At 59.4% G+C, this 25328-nt stretch carries 28 protein-coding genes; 17 read left to right on the top strand and 11 right to left on the bottom strand.

Annotation, left to right across the window (positions count from 1 at the left end; genetic code table 11):
• Window positions 1-12: 12 nt before the first annotated feature.
• From RS75_RS21205 to RS75_RS21190, 3 genes are all read right to left on the bottom strand, one after another.
• Entirely contained in the window at window positions 13-1527 is a 1515-nt protein-coding gene (locus RS75_RS21205) for an ABC-F family ATP-binding cassette domain-containing protein (RefSeq protein ID WP_045024188.1), read from the bottom strand.
• A gap of 383 nt (window positions 1528-1910) precedes the next feature.
• Window positions 1911-2333: a YciI family protein gene (locus RS75_RS21195; protein ID WP_045024184.1), complete on the bottom strand. Its 423-nt coding sequence runs from the start codon at window positions 2331-2333 to the stop codon at window positions 1911-1913.
• A gap of 99 nt (window positions 2334-2432) precedes the next feature.
• Window positions 2433-2879, bottom strand: coding sequence for a MarR family winged helix-turn-helix transcriptional regulator (locus RS75_RS21190; protein ID WP_045024181.1), 447 nt, complete (start codon window positions 2877-2879; stop codon window positions 2433-2435).
• 150 nt (window positions 2880-3029) lie between these two features.
• Between RS75_RS21190 and RS75_RS21185 the strand changes: the two genes are divergently transcribed.
• The 3 genes from RS75_RS21185 to RS75_RS21175 all read left to right on the top strand — a co-directional run bounded on the left by RS75_RS21185 (window position 3030) and on the right by RS75_RS21175 (window position 5142).
• A complete protein-coding gene (locus tag RS75_RS21185; RefSeq protein WP_045024179.1) occupies window positions 3030-3758 on the top strand; it encodes a DUF899 domain-containing protein in 729 nt (242 codons plus the stop codon).
• A gap of 24 nt (window positions 3759-3782) precedes the next feature.
• Window positions 3783-4271 carry a DUF1579 domain-containing protein gene (locus RS75_RS21180; protein WP_045024220.1) on the top strand — a complete coding sequence of 163 codons (489 nt, stop codon included), beginning with the start codon at window positions 3783-3785 and terminating at the stop codon, window positions 4269-4271.
• Window positions 4272-4362: 91 nt separating this feature from the next.
• Window positions 4363-5142 (top strand): VOC family protein, encoded by a 780-nt coding sequence (locus tag RS75_RS21175; RefSeq protein ID WP_045024177.1) that lies wholly within the window; start codon window positions 4363-4365, stop codon window positions 5140-5142.
• Window positions 5143-5188: 46 nt separating this feature from the next.
• Here the strand turns inward: RS75_RS21175 and RS75_RS21170 are convergent, their stop codons facing one another.
• Window positions 5189-6085, bottom strand: a complete 897-nt coding sequence (locus tag RS75_RS21170; RefSeq protein ID WP_045024175.1) for a LysR family transcriptional regulator — start codon at window positions 6083-6085, stop codon at window positions 5189-5191.
• 122 nt (window positions 6086-6207) lie between these two features.
• Here RS75_RS21170 and RS75_RS21165 point away from each other — a divergent pair, with 122 nt between their 5' ends.
• The 3 genes from RS75_RS21165 to RS75_RS21155 are packed head-to-tail and all read left to right on the top strand — an operon-like array spanning window position 6208 to window position 7764.
• Entirely contained in the window at window positions 6208-6930 is a 723-nt protein-coding gene (locus RS75_RS21165) for an SDR family oxidoreductase (protein WP_045024173.1), read from the top strand.
• Between the two features lie 10 nt (window positions 6931-6940).
• On the top strand, window positions 6941-7417 hold the full coding sequence (locus RS75_RS21160) for a carboxymuconolactone decarboxylase family protein (protein ID WP_045024171.1): 477 nt from the start codon (window positions 6941-6943) through the stop codon (window positions 7415-7417).
• Complete coding sequence (locus tag RS75_RS21155; RefSeq protein WP_045024169.1) at window positions 7414-7764, top strand: Atu4866 domain-containing protein; 351 nt, start codon at window positions 7414-7416, stop codon at window positions 7762-7764. Before RS75_RS21160 ends, RS75_RS21155 begins: the two co-directional genes overlap by 4 nt.
• A gap of 63 nt (window positions 7765-7827) precedes the next feature.
• On the opposite strand, the gene RS75_RS21150 is transcribed toward RS75_RS21155, so the two are convergent.
• Entirely contained in the window at window positions 7828-9390 is a 1563-nt protein-coding gene (locus tag RS75_RS21150; RefSeq protein WP_045024166.1) for a helicase HerA-like C-terminal domain-containing protein, read from the bottom strand.
• A 304-nt stretch (window positions 9391-9694) separates the two neighbouring features.
• On the opposite strand from RS75_RS21150, the gene RS75_RS21145 reads away from it, so the two are divergent.
• Complete coding sequence (locus RS75_RS21145; RefSeq protein WP_045024164.1) at window positions 9695-10090, top strand: hypothetical protein; 396 nt, start codon at window positions 9695-9697, stop codon at window positions 10088-10090.
• Between the two features lie 9 nt (window positions 10091-10099).
• Here RS75_RS21145 and RS75_RS21140 read toward each other — a convergent pair whose 3' ends face one another.
• Window positions 10100-10531 (bottom strand): winged helix-turn-helix transcriptional regulator, encoded by a 432-nt coding sequence (locus tag RS75_RS21140; protein ID WP_045024162.1) that lies wholly within the window; start codon window positions 10529-10531, stop codon window positions 10100-10102.
• A gap of 104 nt (window positions 10532-10635) precedes the next feature.
• On the opposite strand from RS75_RS21140, the gene RS75_RS21135 reads away from it, so the two are divergent.
• Window positions 10636-11394: an SDR family oxidoreductase gene (locus RS75_RS21135; protein ID WP_045024218.1), complete on the top strand. Its 759-nt coding sequence runs from the start codon at window positions 10636-10638 to the stop codon at window positions 11392-11394.
• A 240-nt stretch (window positions 11395-11634) separates the two neighbouring features.
• On the opposite strand, the gene RS75_RS21130 is transcribed toward RS75_RS21135, so the two are convergent.
• A complete protein-coding gene (locus RS75_RS21130) occupies window positions 11635-12462 on the bottom strand; it encodes an aldo/keto reductase (RefSeq protein ID WP_045024160.1) in 828 nt (275 codons plus the stop codon).
• 196 nt (window positions 12463-12658) lie between these two features.
• Here RS75_RS21130 and RS75_RS21125 point away from each other — a divergent pair, with 196 nt between their 5' ends.
• Window positions 12659-13369, top strand: a complete 711-nt coding sequence (locus tag RS75_RS21125; RefSeq protein ID WP_045024159.1) for a helix-turn-helix transcriptional regulator — start codon at window positions 12659-12661, stop codon at window positions 13367-13369.
• Window positions 13370-13416: 47 nt separating this feature from the next.
• On the top strand, window positions 13417-13788 hold the full coding sequence (locus tag RS75_RS21120; RefSeq protein ID WP_045024157.1) for a VOC family protein: 372 nt from the start codon (window positions 13417-13419) through the stop codon (window positions 13786-13788).
• 185 nt (window positions 13789-13973) lie between these two features.
• Here RS75_RS21120 and tam read toward each other — a convergent pair whose 3' ends face one another.
• On the bottom strand, window positions 13974-14744 hold the full coding sequence (tam, locus tag RS75_RS21115; RefSeq protein WP_045024155.1) for a trans-aconitate 2-methyltransferase: 771 nt from the start codon (window positions 14742-14744) through the stop codon (window positions 13974-13976).
• A gap of 397 nt (window positions 14745-15141) precedes the next feature.
• On the opposite strand from tam, the gene RS75_RS21110 reads away from it, so the two are divergent.
• The 3 genes from RS75_RS21110 (at window position 15142) to RS75_RS25880 (ending at window position 19899) form a co-directional block, all read left to right on the top strand.
• A complete protein-coding gene (locus RS75_RS21110) occupies window positions 15142-16023 on the top strand; it encodes a branched-chain amino acid aminotransferase (protein WP_045024154.1) in 882 nt (293 codons plus the stop codon).
• A gap of 168 nt (window positions 16024-16191) precedes the next feature.
• The gene (locus RS75_RS21105) at window positions 16192-18552 is read left to right on the top strand and encodes a methyl-accepting chemotaxis protein (RefSeq protein ID WP_045024152.1); all 2361 of its coding nucleotides are present in this window, start codon (window positions 16192-16194) and stop codon (window positions 18550-18552) included.
• A 366-nt stretch (window positions 18553-18918) separates the two neighbouring features.
• Window positions 18919-19899, top strand: a complete 981-nt coding sequence (locus RS75_RS25880; RefSeq protein ID WP_084687136.1) for a glycosyltransferase family 8 protein — start codon at window positions 18919-18921, stop codon at window positions 19897-19899.
• A gap of 220 nt (window positions 19900-20119) precedes the next feature.
• Here RS75_RS25880 and RS75_RS21095 read toward each other — a convergent pair whose 3' ends face one another.
• Complete coding sequence (locus tag RS75_RS21095) at window positions 20120-21046, bottom strand: LysR family transcriptional regulator (RefSeq protein WP_045024216.1); 927 nt, start codon at window positions 21044-21046, stop codon at window positions 20120-20122.
• A gap of 95 nt (window positions 21047-21141) precedes the next feature.
• On the opposite strand from RS75_RS21095, the gene RS75_RS21090 reads away from it, so the two are divergent.
• Window positions 21142-21684 (top strand): GNAT family N-acetyltransferase, encoded by a 543-nt coding sequence (locus RS75_RS21090; protein ID WP_045024149.1) that lies wholly within the window; start codon window positions 21142-21144, stop codon window positions 21682-21684.
• A 4-nt stretch (window positions 21685-21688) separates the two neighbouring features.
• Here the strand turns inward: RS75_RS21090 and RS75_RS21085 are convergent, their stop codons facing one another.
• Window positions 21689-22033 carry a hypothetical protein gene (locus RS75_RS21085; protein WP_045024147.1) on the bottom strand — a complete coding sequence of 115 codons (345 nt, stop codon included), beginning with the start codon at window positions 22031-22033 and terminating at the stop codon, window positions 21689-21691.
• A 221-nt stretch (window positions 22034-22254) separates the two neighbouring features.
• On the opposite strand from RS75_RS21085, the gene RS75_RS21080 reads away from it, so the two are divergent.
• Together RS75_RS21080 and RS75_RS21075 are read left to right on the top strand one after the other, a co-directional pair.
• Window positions 22255-22857, top strand: a complete 603-nt coding sequence (locus RS75_RS21080) for a superoxide dismutase (RefSeq protein ID WP_003511955.1) — start codon at window positions 22255-22257, stop codon at window positions 22855-22857.
• 130 nt (window positions 22858-22987) lie between these two features.
• Complete coding sequence (locus RS75_RS21075; protein ID WP_045024145.1) at window positions 22988-23833, top strand: metallophosphoesterase; 846 nt, start codon at window positions 22988-22990, stop codon at window positions 23831-23833.
• Here the strand turns inward: RS75_RS21075 and RS75_RS21070 are convergent.
• Window positions 23822-24532, bottom strand: coding sequence for a helix-turn-helix transcriptional regulator (locus RS75_RS21070; protein WP_045024143.1), 711 nt, complete (start codon window positions 24530-24532; stop codon window positions 23822-23824). The two genes, RS75_RS21075 and RS75_RS21070, sit on opposite strands and share 12 nt — an antisense overlap.
• Before the next feature lie 133 nt (window positions 24533-24665).
• Between RS75_RS21070 and RS75_RS21065 the strand changes: the two genes are divergently transcribed.
• Window positions 24666-25310, top strand: a complete 645-nt coding sequence (locus tag RS75_RS21065; RefSeq protein WP_045024141.1) for a LysE family translocator — start codon at window positions 24666-24668, stop codon at window positions 25308-25310.
• The last annotated feature ends 18 nt before the right edge of the window (window positions 25311-25328 follow it).

Below are 25328 nucleotides of genomic sequence, written 5' to 3'. Positions count from 1 at the left end.
TTTTAAAAGGCATCATGCCGAGGCGAAAAACTCTTCGGGATCGTCGACTTCCACCAGCTTGCGCCTGTCGATCAGCCAGAAACGGGTTCCCACCGCCCGCACGAAACTCCTGTCATGCGAGACGAGCACGCAACTGGCCTCACGGCTGATGATTTCCGCCTCCAGCGCTTCCTGCCCGTCTATATCAAGATGGTTGGTGGGTTCGTCCAGCAGGTAGAAATTCGGTTCCGCGAGCCGCAGCGCCAGCATGGCAAGCCGCGCCTTCTGCCCGCCGGAAAGCGTGGCGATGCGGCGTTTCTGCATTTCCATGTCGATCCCGGCGCCCGCGAGCAGACCGTGCATGCGCTGGTCGCCAATGTCGAAACGGCGTGTCAGTAGCGTCATCGGCGTGCTGTTGTCATCGATTTCGGCCAGCGATTGGTCGACATATCCGGCCACCAGCGAGGGCGTGGCCTTTATGCCGTCCTGTATTTGGCCCGCACCCGTCACCGCTGCCTTCAGAAGCGAGATCAGCCGCGTTTTGCCGACACCATTGCGGCCAAGAATGACGATGCGGTCACCCTGGCGGACAAAATGACGGCCGGTGCGAAACAACAATGTCCCGTCCGGTGTCGAGACAGGCACATCTTCCAGAGTGACCAGAACCTTGGCGTGGGTGCCGCGATTGGCGAGCTGGATCTTGCCGGCGGATCGCTCGCTATGGGCGGGCCGCGCATTTTCCTCCAGTTTCTCGGCACGCTGGCGCAATTGCTTGGTCTTGACGGTCAGAAGATCGCTGCCCGAATTGATGCCGATATTGTTGAGCTTCGCGGCCTGCCGGCGCAATTGCTGCGCGGTTTTCATGTCGCGCTGGAAACGCCGCTCATCGGCGGCGTCCTCCTCTTCAAGTGCTAGCCGCGCGTGGCCATAGGGCAGCCGGAACAGCGCTGAATTTTCCGGCCGCAGGAACAGCGTGGTTTTCGTGACATTGTCGAGAAAGGCGCGGTCGTGGCTGACGATGACGACCGCGGTATCGCGCGGCAATTGCGCGAGCCAGCTTTCCAGCACGTTGATTTTTTCGAGGTCGAGATGGTTGGTCGGCTCATCGAGCAGGAGAACGTCAGGCTCGGTGATCCATGCCCGCGCCAGCATGGCAAGCCTCTGCCAGCCACCGCTCAACTCTTTCAGACGGCGCTGACGATACGGTTCCGGCACCAGCATCGCGTCGAAAATAATGTCGGCGCGCCAGCTCTCGCTGTCGATCGTGTCCACCGGCAGGGCGGAAAGCACGGCGTCCCGCATTGTCTGCTCCATAAGCGCAGAAGGCAGATGCTGGTGGACGATGGACTGCGTCAGCCCGCGCAGCCGGGTGAGATCGCCACTGGTGGCGTCCAGGTCTCCGGCAAGGCAATTGAGCAGGGTGGATTTGCCGTGGCCATTCGCAGCGACGATGCCGATGCGGTCCCCGGCATTCACGGTGAGGTTGAGATTGGAAAAAAGCGGCTTGCCCAGAATGATTCCGAGGTTTCGAAGCGTGATAAGGGTCATAAAATTGTCTCTGGCAAAACGGACCCGTAACGAACCGTGGTCTGCAATATGCAGTACGGGGTTTCGGTTCGCGGTGATCCGTCGTGAAAACATGCGCAGTGGCGGACAAGCTGCATCCTGCGCGGCCTTTTGGGCAAACCAGAGTTTTGGTGTTCCGGTCAGCCCTGCAAACGCGTCTGCAGGGCAAAAAGGTGGCAGAGCTGACGATTGCGCCAGAAGCAGGAAATATCCATGCGAAGCCTCCTTTCTTGATACGGGTTGAACCGCTCAATGATTAACAGCGGCGGCTGTTCGAGGCAATGGCTTTTGAAGCAGGTGACCGGGCTGGAGAATGCGGCAAGCCGCACCCTCCCGTTTCAATCCAGCCCTTAACCTCTGCGACCTTATTGCTTCGCCACACGCTCGCGCAGTTTTTCCACATGTTCGGCGATTTCAGGTGTCACCGCATCGCCGAAATCTTCCATTTCGAACATCGGGCGGATTTCGATTTCACTGCGCTCCAGCATCGGGTTGGGGCAACGTTTCACCCATTCCACGGCCTCGTCCATATCCTTCACATTCCAGAGCCAGAAGCCGGCAACCAGCTCGTTGGTGTGCGGGAAGGGGCCGTCGACGACGGTGCGGCTGTCGCCGTCGAAAATAACCCTCTTGCCCTTGGAGGAGGGGTGCAGGCCGTCACCGGATTGCATGATGCCGGCATTGACCAGCTCCTCGTTGAATTTCCCCATTGCCTCCATGAGTTCGGTCGTGGGCATGACGCCATCTTCGCTGCTCTTGGTGGCTTTTACAAAAACGATTGCACGCATGATCTTTCCTCCTTGATCGCGTTTTCCGTAGTTTCGCTCCCCGGCACGACGGCCAGATGACATTCTTGTCGACAAAAGTGGCGTTATGCCGGCCTCCTGTCAGCCGAGATCGATAAGATCGCGGCGCAGCCGGTCGGGGTCGCCGCTGCCGATGCGGCCCTCTATTTCGGCATGGGTCTGCTGCCAGATGGGAAAGCCGGCGGCGAGCACGGCCATGCCTTCCGCCGTCAGCCGCAGGCGCTTGCCGCGCTTGTCCTTGGGGTCCTGTTCGATGCTGACCAGCCCGCGCCGTTCCAGCGGTTTCAGCGCTGCCGTCAGCGTCGTACGGTCCATGGCGAGAAGATTGGCGACCGGTCCCATCGGTGGCGGCTCCGGCCGGTTGAGCGACATCAGCAGTGAAAACTGGCCATTATTGATGCCGACAGGTTTCAGCGCATTGTCGAACAGCCGCGCCAAAGCCCGGGCAGCGCGTTGCGCATGCAGGCAGAGACAGGCGTCCCGCACGAAAAGAGTTGTCGAAAAAGGAATCACGCTGGTGTTTGACATGGTATGAATATGTTGATATCAACCTAAATAGTCAAGCGGAACTTGTCGCCTTGCTGATGGTTTCCTTGGCTTTCAATGCGAAAATATGCGGCGCCCACCGTTTGAGCGGAACGGCGCCATGGTGAAAGACGGATCCAAGGAGGAAAGATCATGTCTCATCCCGTCGTTTCGAATGAGGAGTGGCTTGCGGCCCGCCGCGATCTGCTGGTGAAGGAAAAGGAACTGACCCGCGCCCGCGACAGGCTGAACGACGCGCGGCGCGCATTGCCCTGGGAAGAGGTGACGAAGGATTATATTTTCGATGCGCCTTCCGGCCCGAAATCGCTGAAGGAACTGTTCGGCGATTGCAGCCAGCTCATCGTCTATCACTTCATGCTGGCGCCCGACTGGGAGGAGGGCTGCACCGGCTGTTCCTTTTTCGCGGATCATGTCGATGGCGCGCTCATTCACCTCAAGCATGGCGATGCGAGTTTCGCGGCAGTTTCGCGCGCGCCGCTTGAAAAGATCGAAAGCTACAAGCGGCGCATGGGATGGAAATTCCCCTGGGTTTCGGCGGAAGGCACTGATTTCAATTATGATTATCAGGCCTCGTTTCGGGACGACGATATGGCCAACCGCGCGATCACTTACAACTACCGCGAAATGGAGCCCTATGGCGACCTGAAGGATCTGCACGGTATCAGTGTGTTTGCCAAGGGTGAGGACGGCAAGATCTACCACACCTATTCCACTTACGCCCGCGGCGCGGAACAAACGCTTGGCACGCTGATGCTACTCGATCTGGTGCCAAAAGGCCGTAATGAAGAGGGTGTAATGGATTGGGTGCGCCGGCACGACCAGTATGAGGACGCGCCGAAGGCAGCAGCCTGCTGCCACTGAACCATGGACGAGGAGGAGACGAAAATGGAGAATGCCAAGCCACAGAAAGAGCACGAGTTCCTGTCAAGGATCGTCGGCGACTGGGTCATGACCTCCAGTACCGGCCATGACGGTTACGATCCCGACGATCCCGCCCAGCGGTTCACCGAGACTGTCAGTTCCATTGGCGGGCTGTGGATCATCGGGCATGGCAGCGGCAAGATGCCTGATGGCACGGAGATGACGGCCGTCATCACGGTGGGTTTCGACCCGGCCAAGGGAAATTTCGTCGGCACCTGGGTGGGATCGATGATGACCAATCTCTGGGTCTACAAGGGCTGGCTGGAAGATGACGGCAAGACCCTGACGCTTGAGGCGGAAGGACCGGCCTTCGACGGTTCCGGCCGCATCGATACCTATCACGATGTGCTGGTGCTGCATGACGATAACAACCGCAGCTTTTCCGGCAGCGTCCGGCAACCGGACGGCACCTTCAAGACCTTCATGACATCGGAGTTCCAGCGCAAGGCGTGATGCCCCGCCGGAACCACGCCGAATAACGCGCCGCCGCGTCCTGCGGCGGCCGATCGCCCGAAAACCCACGCCATTACTCCGGAGAGAGAAAATGTCCGATACACACGGAAAATTCATATGGGTCGAACTGATGACACCTGACATGGAGGCGGCCGCCCGCTTTTATGGCCATGTCGTCGGCTGGCAGACCAAGGATTTCGGTTCGCCGGAAATGCCTTATCTGGTGCTTGAGGCCGATGGCAAAGGCATGGGCGGTATCATGGAACTGACCGAAGAGCACAAGGGCCAGGGCATTCCACCGAACTGGACCGGCTATGTCGAAGTTGACGATGTGGACGCCACGGCGGAACAGTTCGCGCAAAAGGGCGGCTCGGTCATGCGTCCGCCGCAGGATATTCCCGAGATCGGCCGTTTCGCCGTGGTGGCGGATCCTTTCGGTGCGGTTATCTGCATCATGACGCCGCAGCCGATGGAAACCGGCGGCTTCCCCGAGGATGCCCAGAACAAGCAGGGCCACGTCGGCTGGCACGAACTCTTCACCGACAATGTCGATGAGGCGGCCGCCTTTTACGGCGAGGTGTTCGGCTGGACCAAGGACCATGATTTCGACATGGGCGAAATGGGCCCGTATCGCATCTTCGCCCATAATGGCAAAGCCATCGGCGGCATGATGAAACGTATGCCGCAGATCCCCGTCTGCCATTGGGGTTATTATTTCAATGTCGACGGCATCGATGACGCCATCACCCGCATCAGCACCGGCGGCGGCAAGGTCGTCAACGGTCCGATGGAAGTTCCCGGCGGAAGCTGGATCGTTAATTGCCAGGACCCGCAGGACGCCTTCTTCTCGCTGGTCTCGCTGAAGAAGTAACCTTCTTCTCCTGACATACCGATCTGCCGGAGGCCGCTCCGGCAGATTACCGGTTTCCCGGCAGGCGAACGTGATCGATAAACGCGCGGAGCTTCGGTGCAAGATTGCGACGATTGGGATAATAGAGATAAAATCCCGCAAAGGTCGGGGAATGGTCTTCCAGCATGGAAACGAGTTGGCCGCTCTCCAGATAGGGGCGGAACGTCTCTTCCATTCCGAAGGTGATTCCGGCACCGGAGCAGGCCAGCTTTATCATCAGCTGCATGTCGTTGGTGGTGAAATCGGGCTGAACCGCGACGGCGAATTCGCGGCCATTTTCCGCAAACTCCCACCGGTAGGGTGCGACGCCCGGACGAGGCCGCCAGCCGATACATCGGTGATCGACCAGCTCGCGCGGCTGCGTCGGTAGAGCGAAGCGAGCGCGATATTGCGGCGAGCAGACGGCGAGCTGCCGCTGCGGACCGGAAACCGGAACGGCGATCATATCCTGCGCGATCAACTCCCCAAGGCGCACGCCGGCATCGTAATGTTCGGCGACGATATCGAACTCCTCATCCGTCACGACGATATCGAGCTGCACCTCGGGATGTGCCTCGGCGAAGCTCGCAAGCAATTGCCCCGACAAAAAGCGTTCCGCTATGGAGGAAACCGCAAGCCGCAATTGGCCTCGCGGGGTTCCGCTCAGCGAAGAGGCGGCCTGTGCCGCCTGCACGAGATTGTCGATGGACGGCGAAACATCCGCGTAAAGCTGTTGTCCCGCTTCCGTCAGGCTGACGCTGCGCGTCGTGCGCTGCACAAGCGCTATTCCCATTGTTTCTTCAAGTCTGCGGATGGTCTGGCTGACGGCGGACCGCGTAACGCCGAGCCTGTCCGCCGTGGCGCGGAAACTGCGCTCCTCGGCAACCATGCAGAAAATGGAAAGTGCGTTGAGATCGACATTCATTGGTTAGAAAATCTATCCATAAGGTTCATGATTGAGGCTGTTATCACGACAATGGCAAAGCTTTATCTTTCCTGCAACGGCCGCTCCTCAAAAAAGCGGGCCGTAACGCGAAGGAGAAAACCATGACATTGAACAAAGTTGTTCTCATCACCGGTGCGTCGAGCGGGATAGGCGAGGGTATCGCAAGGGAACTTGCCGCCGCCGGCGCGAAGCTGGTTCTGGGCGCACGTCGCATGGACCGTTTGCAGGCCCTGGCCGATGAACTGCGCCAGACGGGCGCCGAGCTTGTCGTCCATCCGCTTGATGTAACGGAAAGGCGCAGCGTTGAAGCTTTTGCCGAGGCGGGCCGCGAGGCGTTCGGCCGGATCGACGTCATCGTCAACAATGCCGGCATCATGCCGCTTTCGCTGATGTCGTCTCTCAAGGTCGATGAATGGGACCGGATGATCGACGTCAACATCAAGGGTGTGCTTTACGGGGTTGCCGCCGTTCTGCCTGAGATGACCGCGCGTGCTTCCGGCCACATCGTCAACATAGCGTCCATCGGCGCACTGGCCGTTTCGCCGACGGCTGCCGTCTATTGCGCAACGAAACATGCGGTACGCGCCATTTCGGATGGCCTGCGGCAGGAAAACCGCAACCTGCGCGTCACCTGCATTCATCCCGGCGTGGTGGAAAGCGAACTCGCCGATACCATCACCGACCCGGCCGCCGCCGAATTGATGCAGACCTATCGGGCCATAGCGTTGAAGCCCGACGCCATCGGGCGTGCCGTTCGTTACGCCATCGAGCAACCCGACGACGTCGACGTCAATGAAATCGTCGTTCGTCCGACCGCAGTTTAAGGAGGCTGAAATGAAAGCGATTTTTCCAACCGTGCTTGCGATCGCCATGCTTGCGGGAAATGCCGCCGCAGTCGCAAATCCGCAGCGCCTGGACGACCGGTTGAGGCGTGGCGATGAAGTCATACGCAGCCTCAATAACGGCAAGCCGCAGCCCAATCTGGAAGGTCTGCGGCAGGAGTTCCCCTTCCTTGCCGAAGCGACCGAGGGTTACGCCCTGGGGGAGGTCTGGTCCCGGCCGGGACTGGATAACCGGACCCGCCAGCTGGCCGCCGTTGCGGTCATGGCAGCCCTTGGCGAGCGCGATCTGATGAAGGTGCACGCGGCTTACGCGCTCAATGTCGGCGCGACCGACGAGGAACTGAAGGAAATGATCTATCTGATCACGGTTCCCGCAGGTTTCCCCAAAGCCATCGCCGCATCCCGGACGCTTGCGGAACTGTTCGAGGAACGCCGCGCCGACGCCGCAGCGGGAGGGCTGATGGAATGAACATCCTCTCGACATCCGTCGCTCTTGTGCTGGCAACGGCCGCTGTCGATACAAGTCCCCACAAAGGGAGTGGTGTCGTGAAAGCGAATACGGCCGAAATGGCGGACCTCAAAAGCCACCCCTATATCGGCATGTGGGTCACCGGCGATGGCCATGTTCGCCAGGAGCTTTTGCCTGATGGCCGGTATGATGAGGCGCGCGGCCAACGCAAAAGCGCTTATCAGGGGCGTTACGAGGTGAAAGGCAGCCATATCGACTATTGGGACGATACCGGCTTTACCGCCGACGGCGAATTCGTCGACGATGTGCTCTACCATGGCGGCATGATCTTCTATCGCGAGAAGTAAACCTTCACGTCAACGAGCAGAAAGCGCCACCCGGCCCCATCAAGGCCGGGCGGTATATCTGTTTTACCGTTTCAGGCTTCCCAGAATTCCACGCACGAGGGCGCGGCCGACCGAGGTGGCGACGGAGCGGGCAGCACTTTTCATTGCCGCCTCGACGACCGATTCGCGCTGGTAACCGCTCGTCTTGCGGGCGCCGGTGGTGGAGGCCTTCGTTGGTTCCTCGTCGCCGAAGCCCGGCAGGCGCCAGCGTCCCGAGGCGCTGTCGGACTGGCCGGCGGCGTTCTCCTCCTCCGCACGCTTGGCGGCTTCGGCTTCCGCCGCCTTCTGAGTGCGGGCAGCAAGGATTTCGAAAGCCGATTCGCGGTCGAGATCCTCGTCGTATTGACCGGCGACCGGACCCGTATCGATCAGCGATTTGCGCTCCGCATCGGTGAGCGGCCCGACTCGGCCCGATGGCGGCCGCACAAGGGTGCGTTCCACGATGGAGGGCGCGCCTTTGTCGTGCAGGGTGGAAATCAGCGCTTCGCCCGTGCCGAGCGTGGTGATGATGTCGGCCGTGTCGAAGGCCGGGTTCTGACGGAACGTGTCGGCGGCCGTGCGCACCGCCTTCTGCTCGCGCGGTGTATAGGCGCGAAGCGCATGCTGCACGCGGTTGCCCAGCTGGGCGAGGACGGTTTCCGGCACATCCAATGGGTTCTGCGTCACGAAATAGACGCCGACGCCCTTGGAGCGGATAAGCCGCACGACCTGCTCCACGCGCTCCACCAGCACCCTTGGCGCATCGTTGAACAGAAGGTGCGCCTCATCGAAAAAGAACACCAGACGCGGCTTTTCCGGGTCGCCTACTTCCGGCAGTTCCTCGAAGAGTTCCGAGAGCATCCACAACAGGAAGGTGGCGTAAAGGCGCGGGTTCATCATCAGCCTGTCGGCGGCGAGAACCGAAACCGTGCCGCGCCCATCCGTGCCGACGCGCATGATATCGGCAATCTTGAGCGCGGGCTCGCCGAAGAAGTTTGCTGCACCCTGCTGTTCGAGAACCAGCAGTCCGCGTTGCAGCGAACCGACCGATGTCTTGGAAATCAGGCCGAACTGGCTGGAGAGCGCACTGGCGTTCTCGCCCATGTAGTTCAGCAGCGATTGCAGGTCTTTCAGATCGAGCAGCGGCAGTCCGCCCTGGTCGGCGATCTTGAAGGCGATGTTGAGCACGCCTTCCTGCGCTTCCGAAGCATCCATCAGCCGGGCCAGCAGCAGCGGGCCCATTTCGGCGATGGTGGCGCGCACGCGGTGGCCTTTTTCACCGTAGAGATCCCAGAAGATCACCGGCGACTTGCCATAGGAAAAATCCGTGAAGCCGATCTGTTCGGCGCGTTTCTGCACCCAGTCCTTGGCTTCGCCCTGCGCGGCAATGCCGGAAAGGTCGCCCTTGATATCGGCGCAGAAGACGGGAACGCCGGCCTGCGAAAAACCTTCGGCGAGAACCTGCAGGGTCACGGTCTTGCCCGTTCCCGTCGCGCCGGTGATCAGGCCGTGGCGGTTGCCGAATTTCAGCTCCAGATACTCACCCTTGTTCAGGCTGTCGTCCGGATTACGGCTGGTCCCGATATAGATCTGTCCGTCCTGCAACATCGACCATTTTCTCCTGCGACTGACGCATGACCCTTAAAATCGGGATCGATTTAACGAAGGCCATGTCGAATTGAACGTTTTTCGGCATCCTTTGGCCGCTGCTGCCAAAGCGGCCTTTTCATAGTTTGGTTGTGATGATCTTATAAGGACAGTTTCAAGGCGCAACAACTGCTTGATGGCGATGAGGAAAAACCGCTTCATGAAAGTTGCCGCGCCGCCCGCTTGAATGCGGAATGAGATTGTTTTACGTTGACGTTAACGTCAGTTATTCGATGTTGGCGTCGTTTTTCAACAGGAGGCAAGAATGAACGAAGTCGTGAGCCAGATCGCCGAGAAGGCGGGAATTAGCCCGGAACTGGCCGAGAAGGCCGTTGGCATGATTCTCGGTTTTCTCCAGCGCGAGGCGGCAGACGGTCCGATCGCCCGGATGATCGAAGCCATTCCGGGCGCCAGCGATCTCGTGGCGCAGTATAATGGCGAGGGCGCCGGTAACGGCGGCGGTCTGCTGGGCGGCCTGATGAGCGCGATCGGCGGCGGCGGCATCATGGGCCTCGGCCAGCAGCTCATGAGCCAGGGCATCGGCATGAGCGAAATTTCCACGCTCGCCAAGGAAACCATCTCCGTTGCCCGCCAGCACGCCGGTGATGAGGTCGTCGATCAGGTGATCGCCTCGGTTCCGGGCCTCAGCCAGTTCGCGTAAGGCGGATTTTTACTCGATAGCGGGGCGCGGCGGTTGTTCGTTGAACAGGCGTCGCGCCTCTTCTATTTCCGCATGGTGGGTTTCCGCCCATATCCACACGCCGCAAAAAGCGCTGCCGAGCGTCTTGCCGAGAGAGGTGAGATCGTAATCCACATGTGGCGGAATGACGGGATGCACGGTGCGGCGCACCAGCCCGTCGCTTTCCATCTGCCGCAGCGTTTTTGTCAGCATCTTCTGGCTGATGGTGCCGACCAGCCTGCCGATCTGCGTGAAGCGAAGCGTGCCGTGCTCTTCCAGCACTTCCAGAATCAGCATCGTCCATTTGTCCGCCACTTTCGCGATGATATCCTGAACCAGCGCCTCGATGACCGGATCGGTTTCAGTGGGCGGCGGAACCTTGCGCCTGTTCTCGATCATGGGATCGGCGGCGTGCCGTTTCATCTTACACTCTCCTTTGGGTAAGTATAATTCTTTTGGGTGCCTACTTACGAATGGAGAGTATGGCCGCTAATTTCCTTTCATCCAACAGCGATAAGGATTTTCCGATGAAAACGACAGGCAACACCATTCTCATCACCGGCGGCGGCTCTGGCATCGGGCGCGCGCTGGCGGAAGCGTTTCACCGGCTGGGCAACAGGGTTGTCATCTCCGGCCGCCGCCAGAATGTGCTGGACGAAGTGACGACCGCCAATCCCGGCATGGCCTCGATGGTGATGGACGCGACCGACGCCGAAGGCATCCGCGCTTTCGCCGATAATCTCGTCAAGGCGCATCCGGCGCTCAACGCCGTCATCAACAATGCCGGCATCATGCGGCCTGAAGAAATCGCCTCCGCGCCGGATTATCTGGATACGGCGGAAGAAACCATCGCCACCAACCTGCTCGCGCCCATTCGTCTGACGGCGGCGCTCCTGCCGCATTTCCTCAAGCAGCCCGACGCGACGGTGCTGACGGTGTCCTCCGGTCTCGCCTTCGTGCCCATGGTGGTGACGCCCACCTACAGCGCCACCAAATCGGCTATCCACGCCTATTCGGTCGCTCTGCGCGAACAGTTGAAGGAGACGTCGGTGGATGTCATCGAAATCGTGCCGCCCTATGTGCAGACGACGCTCATGGGCGAAGGTCAGGCAAGCGACGAAAGAGCCATGCCGCTCGAGGCCTTCATTTCCGAAGTGATGGATATTCTTGACCGCCGCCCGGACGAGAAGGAAGTGGTGGTGGAGCGCTGCAAGCCGCTGCGTTTCGCGGCGCAAAACGGTAATTTCGATCAGGTGTTTTCCATGGTCAACGGCATGCATCCCTGAGGGTTTCTGGATGCTGAGCGCACTTTGTTTTGACCGGGCCGAGAAACCCCCGGTCAAAACCAGGCTGTCAAAATGCAAAACGGGAGGAGACGGCGAATGACGGGTCGTTGTCGACGACGGCTCCGTCGTCACCAAAGCGGTTCACTAGATCCATGAAATTTGGAGAATACTAACTGGAGTAACTGACGCAAAACTTACGGTGGCCCCGCTCATATAGCTATAAGCGAGGCCGTCCCCGCCTCAATCGTCCCAATCGGGCGCGAGGTGGCCGGGGTTGACGATGCGGCCATCCGGTTTGGCGAGTGCGTGGATCGCCCGCATCTCCTCTTCCGTCAGGGTGAAATCGAATATGTCGAAGTTCTCTTTGAGACGGCTTTCCGTCGCGGTTTTGGAAAGCGCCACGACATCCGGCTGCTGGACGGCCCAACGTAGCGCCACCTGCGCCGCCGTCTTGCCGTGCTTCGCGCCGATATCCTTCAGAACAGGATCGTTAGGCACCCGGCCATCGGCCATCAGGTAATAGGCGGTGATCGAAAGCCCGTGTTTGCGTGCAGCGGCGATCACCTTCGTCTGGTCGAGATAGGGGTGGTATTCGATCTGGTTGGTGGCAAGCGGCGTATCGGAGAGTTTCACCGCCTCTTCCGTCAGCGCCACGTTGAAGTTGGAGATGCCGATATTGCGCACCTTTCCGGCCTTGCGCACGGCGTTCAGCGCGCCGATCCTTTCGGCTAGCGGCACATCGCTTTGCGGCCAGTGCAGCAGCAGGAGGTCGACATAATCCGTCTTCAGCTTCTGAAGGCTTTCATCGACCGAGGCGAGGAAATCGGCGTGGCGGTAGCGGTCTACCCAGACCTTGGTGGTCAGGAAAATATCGTGCCGGGAAATGCCTGATTGCGCGATCACCTCACCGACGGCACCTTCGTTCTTGTAGATCTGCGCGGTATCGACATGGCGGAAACCGAGTTTCAGCGCTTCCGGCAGAATGCGCCTGACATCGTCTTCCGGAATGCGGAAGGTGCCGAAACCGAGGGCGGGAATATTCGCGCCGTTCGCGTTGACGTGATACATGGATGTCTCTCCTGTTTCCTGAAAACATGGCCGGCAAGGAATGCCGGGTGGTGAAGCCGTCTTTTATTAACTGGTGTCCGCGCCATCGGTTTCAAGCATTTCGACCTATCGTTTCCAAGACGCCATTGCGAGCGGCCGCGCACGACGTTACCAGTCGGTCGTAAAAAGACATGATCGGAATGTGGAGGATTGTCGCGTGTCGCGCTCACAACGGCTTCTTGATCTGTTGCAGATCCTGCGCTCCCACCGCATGCCGGTCAGCGGTACGACGCTTGCGGCGCAGACCGGCGTCAGCCAGCGCACGCTTTACCGCGATATAGCGACGCTTCAGGCGCAGGGTGCTGACATCGAGGGCGAGGCGGGTGTGGGATACGTGCTGCGTCCCGGCTTCCTGCTGCCGCCACTGATGTTTTCGCCGCAGGAGATCGAGGCGCTGGTGCTCGGATCGCGCTGGGTGGCAGGTCGTGCCGATGAGGGGCTGGCCGAGGCCGCCCGGGCCGCACTCGTCAAGATCGGCGCTGTCTTGCCCGATGCCCTGCGCGAGGAGCTCGACAATTCCACACTGCTGATCGGCCCCGGGCAGGCCATGGTGGCCATCCGCGTCGATCTGGCGCTCATTCGCGATATTATCCGTAAGGAGAGCAAGGTCGCGATGACCTATCGCGACGAAAAGGGCGAACTGACGGAGCGGGTGATCTGGCCCTTCGCACTCGCTTTTTTCGATCTCGTGCGGGTGGTGCTGGCATGGTGCGAGACGCGGCAGGATTTCCGCAGTTTCCGTGCGGACCGCATCGAGAGTTTCCACCCGCTGGACATGCGGTATCCCTGCCGCCGCCAGGCTCTGCTGAAAGAGTGGCGCGAGCGGGAAAAACAAAGACGGCGGCAAGACCATGCTGACAGAAACTGACAGTATGCGGGTCTAGAACCTGTTCATCCGCAACAAGGAGAACAGCCATGACGACCCACCCCGATTTCACCATTCTCTACGTCGACAACCCGCCCGCCAGCACGGAGTTCTACAAGGTCCTGCTGGGTGCGGAGCCGGTCGAAGCGTCTCCGACATTCTCCCTGTTCGTGCTTCAAAACGGCATGAAGCTCGGCCTCTGGTCGCGGCATACGGTGGAGCCAAAGGCATCCGTCACGGGTGGCGGCGGCGAGCTTGCCTTCCGCGTTGAAAGTGATGCGCAGGTGGATGAAGCCTTTGCCGACTGGAAGACAAAGGGCATTACCATTTTGCAGCAGCCCGGCACGATGGATTTCGGCTACACCTTCACCGCCAGCGACCCCGATGGCCACCGCCTTCGGGTCTATGCCTTTGCGGGTTAGAGATAATGCATTGAGGCCGATTGGCCAAATCTAAGATCGGCCTCCGCGTTCTCCTCACCCCTGTGCTTGTCACAGGGATCCAGCCAGCCCAAGTCTTTGGGCTGAGAGGACTTTTTTCGCCGCGCAGACGCGCGTCGGCTGGATTCCTGTGACAGGCACAGGAATGAGGGGAGGCGAAAACGACGCTACTTCTTCACCGCCATCACGAACAGGCGGGGAAAACGCAACAGCAGCCGGCCGTCCGCCATGGGCGGATAGGCGGCTGCGATGCGCCTTGTATAGTCGGCAAGGAAGGCTTCGCGGTGTTCCTCTCCGGCGCCGGCAAGATAGGGGCGCAGGCCGGTGCCCTTGACCCATTCCACGATGCTTTCCGCATCCTTCATGGGGTGGTTGTAGATGGTGTGCCACACATCCACCCGCGCGGATTTCGGCGCCAGCGCCTCGAAATAGGCTGATGGGGCGGGCAGGGGGGTGCGGTGCAGCCTGCCGTCTGAGAACGTGTCCTTCCAGGGGCCGTCCGCCGCCGTCTCGTGCATGGCGCGATGCGTCGGCTCCTCCAGATTATCAGGCATCTGCACGGCAAGAACGCCGCCGCTTTCCAGCTGATCCATCAGTTGCGAAAGAACGGCGAGATGATCCGGCACCCACTGGAAAACCGCATTGGCGTAAAGCAGGTCCGCCTTCTGGGTGGGTCGCCATTTGCCAAGGTCGGCCTTGCCGAAACGGGTGTTGGGCAGCCGGTCCGCCGCCTTTTCCAGCATATCGTCGTCGCTGTCGATGCCGGTGATGACGTTGACGCCGTAACGGTCGGTCAAAAGCTCGGTGGAATTGCCAGGGCCGCAGCCGAGATCGTAGCCGTTCAACACGCGCTCCAGCGGCACCTGCGCCAGAAGATCCCTTGCGGGACGTGTCCGCTCGTCTTCAAATTTCAGATATTGGTGGGCGGACCATGCCATGATTTCCTCCTGCGGAAACGTCGCATCCGAATGGGCGAACGGGGACGGGCAGAGGGCGCTGCAAACGCCGTCAGACCATCAGCATCGCATGTGCGAAATCGCGCCGCCATCATCCGATGCATGAATTATTGTGATGGATCTATTCATCAACCTTTTGTTTCGCCTCATAAAACGTCTTTGTCAGGGCCCCCGTTTGTTATTTTCCATCAAAATCAGACATAGCAGCAATTAAAACTTGACCTCATTCGGTCGTAGGCATTCACTCCGGCCGATTTTCAAAGCATTGCCAGCAAAAGTGCGAAGCGATTTTGTGCCCGGACATGCGCCAAAGCAAAATAGATGGAGCGTTTTCGCTTTTCGGAAGAAAATGCGGGAGCGTTCAAGACAGGAGACCATTATGAGCGTCGATACCGCACCCCGATCAACCACCTGGACCTATGTTGACGGTCAATGGCTGCCCGGCAATCCGCCGCTCATCGGCCCGACCTCGCATGCCATGTGGCTGGCCTCCACGGTGTTCGACGGCGCGCGCTGGTTTGATGGCGTGGCTCCCGATCTCGATCTGCATTGCCAGCGCATCAACCGCTCGGCCACCAATATGGGCATGAAGCCGACCATGACGGCGGAAGAGATCGAGGTGCTGGCGCTCGAAGGCGTCAATAAATTCGACGGCAAGACCGAAATCTACATCAAGCCGATGTATTGGGCCGAACACGGTTCGCCGGGCAGCGTTGTCGCGCCCGATGCCAATTCCACCCGTTTTGCGCTGTGCCTTTTTGAAGCGCCGATGAATGCCGGCCAGCCGCTGACACTCACCGTCTCGCCGCTGCGCCGCCCTTCGCCGGAAACCGCGATGACGGATGCCAAGGCCGGCAGCCTTTACCCCAATAGCGGCCGCGCCATTCTGGAAGCCCGCTCGCGCGGTTTCGACAACGCCCTGATGTGCGACATGAACGGCAATGTCGCCGAATCGGCCTCTTCCAACATCTTCATGGTCAAGGACGGCGTCGTCTTAACCCCGGTTCCGAACCGCACCTTCCTTGCCGGCATCACCCGTTCGCGCGTGATGGGCCTGCTGCGTCAGGCCGGTTTCGAAGTGCGCGAAGCGACGCTGTCGGTCGAGAATTTCCGCGAGGCGGACGAAATCTTCTGCTCGGGCAATTATTCCAAGGTTTCGCCAGTGGTGAAGCTGGATGACCGCGAGCTGCAGGCAGGCCCGGTCGCCCGCAAGGCGCTCGATCTTTACATGGATTGGGCGCGTCTGGGCGCGGACGTCTGAGGCCGGCAATCATCTCGTTCAGGCCATGGCAGACGCTCGGTCTGCCATGGCCTTTTATTTTATTGCAGCGCAATATTTTCCCCTCAAAAACAGGGGAGTTTAATCCAATTTTAGACAAACGAATTGTAGTTTGAGGCATCTTCAGTTCCGGCTAACGAGGGCCGCCAGATGTCTTTCAGCATTCGCAATGTACTTATTGGATTTTTCCTGACTATCAGCCTTGCACTGGCCGGTTTGGTCGGCAACGAATTGTGGCGATCGGCCAATCGCGCAGGCACCTTTTCAGAGGTCGCCCAACTCGTTTCGCTCGACAAGCTTCTTTTCAATGCGCTGTTGAATTTCCGCAGTGAACGCGGCGACAGCGCCACGGCTCTTACACTCGATCCCTCGAAATCGGCAGGCAGCATCGCCAGCGTGCAGGCGGCGCGCCAGAGGGTGGACGCCGCCATGACGGCATTCCTCGAACAATCCCTGTCGCTGGAAGACGCGCAGCTGCAAGCGCCGCTCAAGCGTGTGAAAGATGTCTACGCGCAGTTCGTCGAGCTGCGAAAGAAGGTTGACGCCAATATCTCGCAGCCGCTCGACCGGCGCGAAGGTGGGCTCGATAAGACGGTCATGACGCTCGGCGGCGATTTCCTCGCCTCGCTCGAGGCCGGTTCGACGGCGCTTGAAGGCACTGTCCGCTCTCTCGATCAGGGCCAGACTGGTTTGATCCAGCTGCGCTCCTATGGCTGGTCCGCTCGCGCGCTTGGCGGCAGTGCGACCGTCATTCTCAACGCTGCCGTCGCGCAGAACCGGCCATTGACGGCGCAGGAAATGCAGCAGCTTGGCGCCTATGATGCCGGTGCGGCTTTCGCGTGGAAGGCGACCGGCGATCTGGTCGCGCATGAATCGACGCCGCAATCGCTGAAGGACATCTACGCCACTGCGGACAAGACCTATTTCAAGGGCGATTTCAGCACCCAGCGCGCCAAGCTCATTGACGACCTGACGAACGGTCGCACGCCTGCCTTCACCATGGATAGCTGGCGCACCACCGTTACCGAAAATCTCGGCACGATCGCGAAAATCGCCTCCGCCGCCATGGATGTGCTCGATGCCAACGCCGCAAAGGCAAAGCAGGGCGCCTTCATCGGTGCGATGATCTATCTCGCCGTCTTCATCGCCACGCTGGCGCTCTGCATCCTCTCGCTCGCTGTCATCGTCGGCCGTGTCACCCGGCCGATCAGCCGCCTGACCAATGCGATGATGGAGCTTTCGGGCGGTAATCTCGCAATCGATGTCGCCGGCGCAAAGCGCTCCGACGAGATCGGCGAGATGGCCCGCGCCGTGGAAATCTTCCGCGAGGCGGCAATCCGCAACAAGCAGCTGGAGGCGGACGCCGTCGCCAACCGCGAGCGGGCCGAGCGGGACCGTATCGAGTTGCAGCAGCGCGCCGAGGCCGAGGCCGACGAGCGGCTCAATCAGGCCACGGGTTCGCTGGCCGGTGGTCTTCGCCGTCTCGCCTCCGGCGACATGGTCTGCGAGATCGCCACGCCGTTCGCCCCGCAATTCGAGGCGCTGCGTCACGATTTCAACAGCTCCGTGCATCAGCTGCGTGAGGCGCTCGCGAGTGTCGGCCAGTCCGTGCAGACGGTGAATGGCGGCGCGCACGAGGTGTCGTCGGCATCCGACGATCTTTCCCGCCGCACCGAGCAGCAGGCAGCCTCTCTGGAAGAGACAGCCGCCGCGCTGGAAGAGATTACCGCCAATGTTTCCGCCACCTCCAAGCGGGCGGGCGAGGCGCGCGACACGGTGCGTGAGGCGAGGGCAAAGGCCGATCTTTCCGGCAGGGTGGTGCGCGATGCCGTTTCCGCCATGGAACGCATCGAGCATTCCTCGCGCCAGATCGGCCAGATCATCGGCGTCATCGACGAAATCGCCTTCCAGACCAACCTTCTGGCCCTGAATGCGGGCGTCGAGGCGGCGCGGGCGGGCGATGCGGGCAAGGGCTTCGCTGTCGTTGCGCAGGAAGTGCGCGAACTGGCTCAGCGTTCCGCCAATGCGGCCAAGGAAATCAAGCAGCTCATCAACACCTCAGCCGTTGCGGTGGGTGAGGGCGTGAAGCTGGTCGCCGACACCGGCGTCGGGCTTTCCGAGATCGAGCAGCTGGTGCTTTCCGTCAACACCCATATGGACGCCATAGCCACTGCGGCGCAGGAACAGTCCGCCGGTCTTTCTGAAGTCAACACCGCCGTCAACCACATGGATCAGGCCACGCAGCAGAACGCCGCGATGGTTGAGGAAATGAATGCGGCCGGTGCGGGCCTTGCACAGGAATGCGCCAATCTGCACGCCCTTCTCGCGCAATTCCAGCTCGGTCAGCAGGCCTCGGCATTGCGGGAGACGGCAAGGCATATGCAGCGGGCCGCAAGCCCGGCGCGTACTCCGGCCGCATCTGTCACCCCACCGTCCAAGTCCCGCCCGGTCGCCACCTGGCGCGGCAATGCGGTGCTGGCCGTGAAGGGTGACGACTGGACGGAGTTTTGAGAGCGGCGGATAGTCCTCTCAATTGAAGTCCCTAAAAGTTAGACGCTTCGTAGGATGGAACGATCTAAGGGCTGAATTCTGAATTGAACAGGATTTGGCTCTTTCGTCCGCATCTCATCGTCGCCAAGCAGACGCTGGCCTCACATGAAACCCAGAAACTCCGCATTTCGCTACCGGGAAAGACCCCGTGAACTCGTCGTGTAGCAATTGATGGAGATCGATGAAGGGGAGTATAGGTTTTAAGTGTTTTTGACTTAGATATTAATGTAAGAAAACTGAATTATGAATATAAATATTTATGAATTCGTCATATTGATATGTTTTTATTGATCTATATTTCGTATTTATTATTTATAGAAATTCTGGATGGTTCAATTGAGTGAGCGAAAACGAGCAGCGATCTATGTATCGGATGCAGGATTTTTGTACCCGACTTTGGTTTCAGCTTCGCAATTGGAGCAGAATGCTTCGGATAATTTTTGCGATATTCTTATATACCTGATTAATGTCGATGCCGACACTATGGAGGTCGTCCGACAGGAGTTTCCGGAATTCCGCATATTTGGCTTGAGCGATGCGCAGTTTGCCTTTCCCGACGATGTTTATTTCAAGAAAGACCACGTAGCCGCTGCAACTCTTGGCCGTTTGGTCCTGTATGAACACATTCCTACCCAGTACGAACACATTGTTTATATCGATGGCGATACGCAAATATTGGGCGATGTTCGTGGTCTCCTGATCAAAGACGTTCCGCCAGGAAAAATCGCTGCGGGACGAGGAGGGCTATGGCTTTCACGTTTTGAGAATGGACCTGGCGCAAGAGCGGATAGGGCATATGTGGGCACTATTGGGACAAGCGTAGACGACTATTTCAACGCGGGAGTGCTGGCACTTCGGCGTGAAAGTCTTGCCCAGATAGGACAGGATGCACTCCGCTTTTTTTTCCAACATTCAAGGTTATGCCGGCAACATGATCAAAGTGCACTAAATGCAGTTAGCCGGGGGAAAGTGGAGTTTCTTTGGCCTGGGTACAATTTTCATGGATCATACGATGTTTTAAGAGCACCAGTCAGTCGGCGGCCGGCTATCGTACATTTCACTGGCCCATATAAACCTTGGCTTGTCGATTTTGGTCCAGCCGCTCGATACGCAGCCGCGTATGACGAATTTGACATTCGTCATCCCCTCATCTCCCGATATCGCTTTCGCATTACCCCCGCCAAAAGAGGCATATTGGCCAGCGAGTGGCAAAAGAGCGTACTACGCACGCGCGTTTTTTTCTGGAGATCGTGGATTAGACGCTGGCTTTTGACGAGCTACGAAAAATCTTTCAAGAATCTAACTTAACGCTGGTAATCGCAATTGGATCCGCCCCTTAGCGTTGGCCTGCTGTTCGTCCGACCGGACGTGCTGGTGGAGTTCTTGCTACCAGGCTCCGTCACCCGGACTAGATCCGGGGTCTAGCGCGATCAAGTCCTTGATCGCGTAGGAATCATCTCACGGCGCAGACGCGCCGTGGCTGGATGCCGGATCTAGTCCGGCATGACGGAAAAAAAAGTCGCACTCATCAACAGACCGAAGCCCGCGTCATCAATCGACGCGGGCCTCGTCGTTTCTGCAGGTTCGGCAATGCAGCGGCGAGCGCCCGCAGCGGCGCGGTCATGTGCTTGTCGCGCCTGAGCGCAAGGGCTATCCGCCGTTCGAGCGGCGGTTCGAGCGAGCGCCATTCAAGCCCCGAGGCCGCGCTCTCATGCTCCATCGCCATGCGCGGCACGATGGCAAGGCCAAGGCCAGCACCCGCCAGTTTCTTGATGGCCTCGACGCTGCCCAGCTCCATGGCGGGCTGCACGGTGCGTCCGCTGGCTGAAAACCATTGATCCACGAGTTTGCGGGTATTGCCGCCCTCGTAGAGCAGCAGGGGCTGTGTCGAAAGTGTCTCCGCGTTCAGCACCGTTGCGTCAGGAACGGAGCCACGCGGGAAAACCGCGACCAGTTCGTCGAGATGGATATTGCTGATATCGAGGCTGCGGCCGCTGGCGGGCAGGGCCACCACCGCTGCGTCGATCGTATTGGCCTCCAGAAGCCTCAGTATATCGTGGGTATTGCCGGTCTGCACGACGATTTCGATACCCGGCATCGCCTGGCGGATTTTGCCCAGCACCGGCGGCAGCAGATAGATGCAGGCGGTGGCGCCTGTGCCGATACGCAGGCGTCCGGTCACCCCGCTGCGATGTGGCGCTACGGTGTCGATGGCATGCGCCACTTCTTCCGCAATTCGTCTAGCATGGATGAGAAAATCCCGACCCGCCGCCGTCGGTTGCGCGCGCCTGCCGACCCGTTCGATCAACCGCACGCCGAGCTGCTTTTCGAGAAGCCGGATATGCAGGCTGATGGCCGGCTGCGTCAGCCCCGCCTTGTCGGCGGCGGCGGAAAAACTGCCGAGATCGGCTACATCCATGAAGCTGCGCACCTGCCGCAGATCGAGGTCCATCATCAAAGAAAACCTTATCGTTTGTATAAGATAGATAATCTTTATTTTGATTGAGCCGCAATGCACAATGATGCCGTGAATGACCACAGGACAAGAGAATGACCCTTCCCACAGTTTCAAGCCTTATCATCCGCCCTTGCGAGGAAGCGGATATTCCAGCCATTACCGAAATTTACCGGGACGCCGTGCTGCACGGCCGCGCCAGCTTCGAGATCGATCCGCCGGGCGTGGAGACGATGCTTGAGCGCCGCCGTCTGTTGGTGGAGGGCAAGTATTCCTATCTCGTCGCCGAAATCGACGGAAAGATAGCCGGATACGCCTATGCCGGGGCCTATCGTCCGCGCCCGGCCTATGGTGCTGCGGTGGAGAACTCCGTTTATGTCGATCCGGCCATGAAAGGCATGGGGATTGGCCGCAAGCTGCTCGATGCGCTGATCGAGGACGCGACCGCGCGTGGCTTCCGGCAGATGATTGCGGTCATCGGCGATAGCGCCAACGCCGCCTCCATCGGCGTGCACCGCGCCGCCGGTTTCGAGCATGTCGGCACGTTCAAGTCGATCGGCTGGAAACACGGCCAATGGCTGGATACGGTACTGATGCAGCGTGCGCTGGGCGAGGGCGATACCACGCCGCGCTATTGAGACTTCAGGGCTTGGTGGAGCCGGGAATTTCAACCTTCAGTGTATCGCCGGCAAGCTCGCTGCCGAGTTCGACGGCCTTGGCTTTCTTGTCGTAGACGCAGATATGGCTGATCGTCGCATCCGCGCCTTTGGCCTTGCCGGTGAGGATGGCGAGGCCGTAATTCTCGCTGCCGACCGGATCGACAACCACCTTGGCGTCCTCGATCATGTCTTTGCTGGCGCTGAGGCACGCCGTCTGCACATCCGCGACGAATTCCTTCCACGCATCGTCCGACGACGCGGCGGCGGGTAGGGCCAGCGAGGAGAAGGCGGCGAGGAGCAGCGCGCGCTGGATCATGGGGCGGGTCATGGAATTTCCTTCCTGCAATTTCATCAAAAAGCGAACCGATAGGGTGGAAAACGGTACGCCTGGGTTGTGAAACAAATGTGGTGGCGGCTGCCACAGGAGGAATTTTCTCTTTTGGCGGAACATTTTGATATTTCACAGGTTGCCCAAACAGAGCTTCGCTCCTATGGTCCGCTCACACGGTTTCTAGGAGCGGTAACCCGCTGCAAAAAGGAGTAAAAACCATGGCCTTCGAACTTCCTGAACTCCCATACGACTACGACGCGCTTGCACCCTACATGTCGCGCGAGACGCTCGAGTTCCATCACGACAAGCACCACAAGGCATATGTCGACAACGGCAACAAGCTGGCAGCGGAAGCCGGTCTTTCCGACCTTTCGCTCGAGGAAGTCGTGAAGAAGTCCTTTGGCACCAATGCCGGTCTCTTCAACAATGCGGCCCAGCATTACAACCACGTCCATTTCTGGAAGTGGCTGAAGAAGGACGGCGGCGGCAACAAGCTGCCGGGCAAGCTGGAACAGGCATTCGCTTCCGATCTCGGCGGTTACGACAAGTTCAAGGCTGATTTCATCGCTGCCGGCACCACACAGTTCGGCTCCGGCTGGGCATGGGTTTCCGTCAAGAACGGCAAGCTCGAAATCTCCAAGACTCCGAACGGCGAAAACCCGCTGGTTCATGGCGCAGAACCGATCCTCGGCGTCGACGTATGGGAACATTCCTATTACATCGATTACCGCAACCTGCGTCCGAAGTACCTCGAAGCCTTCGTTGATAACCTTATCAACTGGGACTACGTCCTCGAGCGTTACGAAGCGGCTTCCAAGTAAGTTTTGGGAACTGAAATTTTTCGAATACCCGGCCGCAAGGCCGGGTATTCTGCTTTTGGGACCTGACATTCCAATGTGTCGCCCTGGCTTGTCACAAGCCTGTCATCAGCCCGGTTTATCGCGGCGCATCATGACTGAAAAAACCAGCCCTCTCTTCTCCTTCGGCATCGTTGCCGATCCCCAATATGCCGATGCCGATCCCCGCCCGGAAATGGGCCGGTATTATGCCGAAAGCCCGAAAAAACTTGCTGAGGCCATCGATGCCTTCAACCGCGAGGAACTGGTCTTCGTGGTGACGCTCGGCGACATCATCGACCGTGGCTTTGAAAATTTCGACGCGATCCTCAGTGTTTACGACAGGCTTCGTCACCCCTCGGTGATGCTGCCGGGAAATCACGATTTTGCTGTTGCCGCCGAACACCTGTCCACCATCCATGCCCGCCTCGGCATGGCGTCGCCCTGGCACGATTTCACCATCGGTGAGATACGTTTCGTGGTGCTTGACGGTAACGAAGTCAGCCTTTTCGCCCCGCCGCCCGGCGATCCGCGCCACGCGCTTGCGCAGGACCGGCTGAAGCACCTGCAAGAAGCGGGCGCGATCAATGCGCAGGACTGGAACGCGTCGCTCAGCGACGAGCAATTCGAATGGCTGCGGAGCGTTCTGCAAAAGGCGGATGCAGCGGGCGAAAAAGTGGTCGTTCTCTGCCACTATCCGATCTATCCGGAAAACGCCCATAATATGTGGGATGCGCCGCGCATCCTCGATCTTCTGGGCGCGCATCCTTCGGTTGCCGCATGGTTCAGCGGCCATAATCACGATGGTAATTACGGCCTGCTGGGCAACACTCACTTCGTCAATTTCAAGGGCATGGTGGATACGCCGGACCAGAACACCTTCGCCATCGCCGATGTCTTCGCCGACCGAATCGCAATACGCGGTTTCGGGCGTGAAGCGGATCATGTTCTACGGTTGTGAGGCGGGGCTTGCCGGCTGGTTGCTCTGCCAGCCGCTCATCCACAATTGGCGCAGTCTTTCGCCTTCCATCTTGAAAAAACTGCCCGTTGTTTCGCAGACGAGCACCCGGTCCGAACGGAAGTTGCGGATCGCTTGTCGCAATTCGCACCAGGCGACGACATTGGTCGTTTCCGAATAATAGATCACGGCAATGGGCCGGATCTGCCGCCGGGTTTCTGCACCCGCCTCATCGCGATAGGTAATGTCCAGCCTCTCCTCGTCGCGCACCGCCCGCCTGACGGTGGCAAGATCGATGCCGGCGGGTGAGGGTGCAACGCTGCCCCAGGCATGCAGGGCATTGGCGGACAAGGTTTTCGACAGGGGTTCGGGCAGGGAGGCGGCGATCTTGTCGCTGACCTTTTTCGCCGCCTGCCGCAATTCGCTATCGCCCGTGCGGGCAACCATGGCGAGCGCCAGCACGATCGCCTCCGTCTCCTCGATGGAAAACATCAGCGGCGGCAGGTTGAAGCCGGGACGCAGGATGTAACCGACGCCGCGCTCCCCTTCGATCGGTACGCGCATGGTCTGAAGCGCCGAGATATCGCGATAGACCGAGCGCACCGTGACCTCCAGTGCCTCGGCGATGGTCTGCGCGGTGACCGGCCTGCGCGCCACCCGCAGGATCTGGATGATCTCGAACAGTCTCGATGCCTTGCGCATTGCCGTTTTTCCGGGTTGCTTCACCACGCAACTGACACAACGCTGTCAGTTGGCTTTTCCTATAAGCAGCAAAACACATTGAGAAACTTAGGTTTTCCCGAATGTGCCGCAAACTGTCTTGGGAGATACTGACATGAGTTACGCTGAAAATCTCTGGCTTTTCTTTCTGGTCCTGTTCGGCATCATCATCCTGCCGGGCATGGATATGCTATTCGTGCTGGCAAGCGCGCTGACCGGCGGCCGTAAAACCGGCCTTTCCGCCGCAAGCGGCATGAGCGCCGGCGGCATCGTACATTCGCTTTACGGCGCGGTCGGCGTCGGCATGCTTGCCGCCTGGATGCCGTCGCTGTTCCTGCCGCTTCTCGTCGCAGGTGCGGCTTACATGGTCTGGATCGGCATCGGCCTGATGCGCAGCGCGATCATCGTCAATGGTGACGAGGCGCAGGCGAGCGCCTCGGTCAGAAAGGCGTTCTGGCGGGCGGTGCTGACCTGCCTTTCCAATCCGAAAGCCTATCTGTTCATGATGGCGATCTATCCGCAATTTCTCAAACCCGCTTATGGTCCGATCTGGATGCAGGGGCTGGTGATGGGCGCGATGGTGGCGGTTACGCAGTTTACGGTCTATGGCGCGCTGGCGCTGACGGCGGATAAGAGCCGGGCATGGCTCGTTTCCTCGCCTGCCGCCACGATCTTCATCGGCCGCGCTGCCGGTTTCATGCTGATTGCCGCAGCCCTGCTGACACTCTTTGAAGCCCTGTCCTGGAGCGGCGGGAGATGAAATGGATCAGGTCCCGCC

The sequence above is a fragment of the Rhizobium nepotum 39/7 genome (assembly GCF_000949865.1).
In the GTDB taxonomy this organism is placed as follows: Bacteria; Pseudomonadota; Alphaproteobacteria; order Rhizobiales; family Rhizobiaceae; genus Agrobacterium; species Agrobacterium nepotum.
The sequence above is the reverse complement of the archived record's forward strand: the minus strand, read 5'-3'. Positions and strand labels throughout refer to the sequence as shown.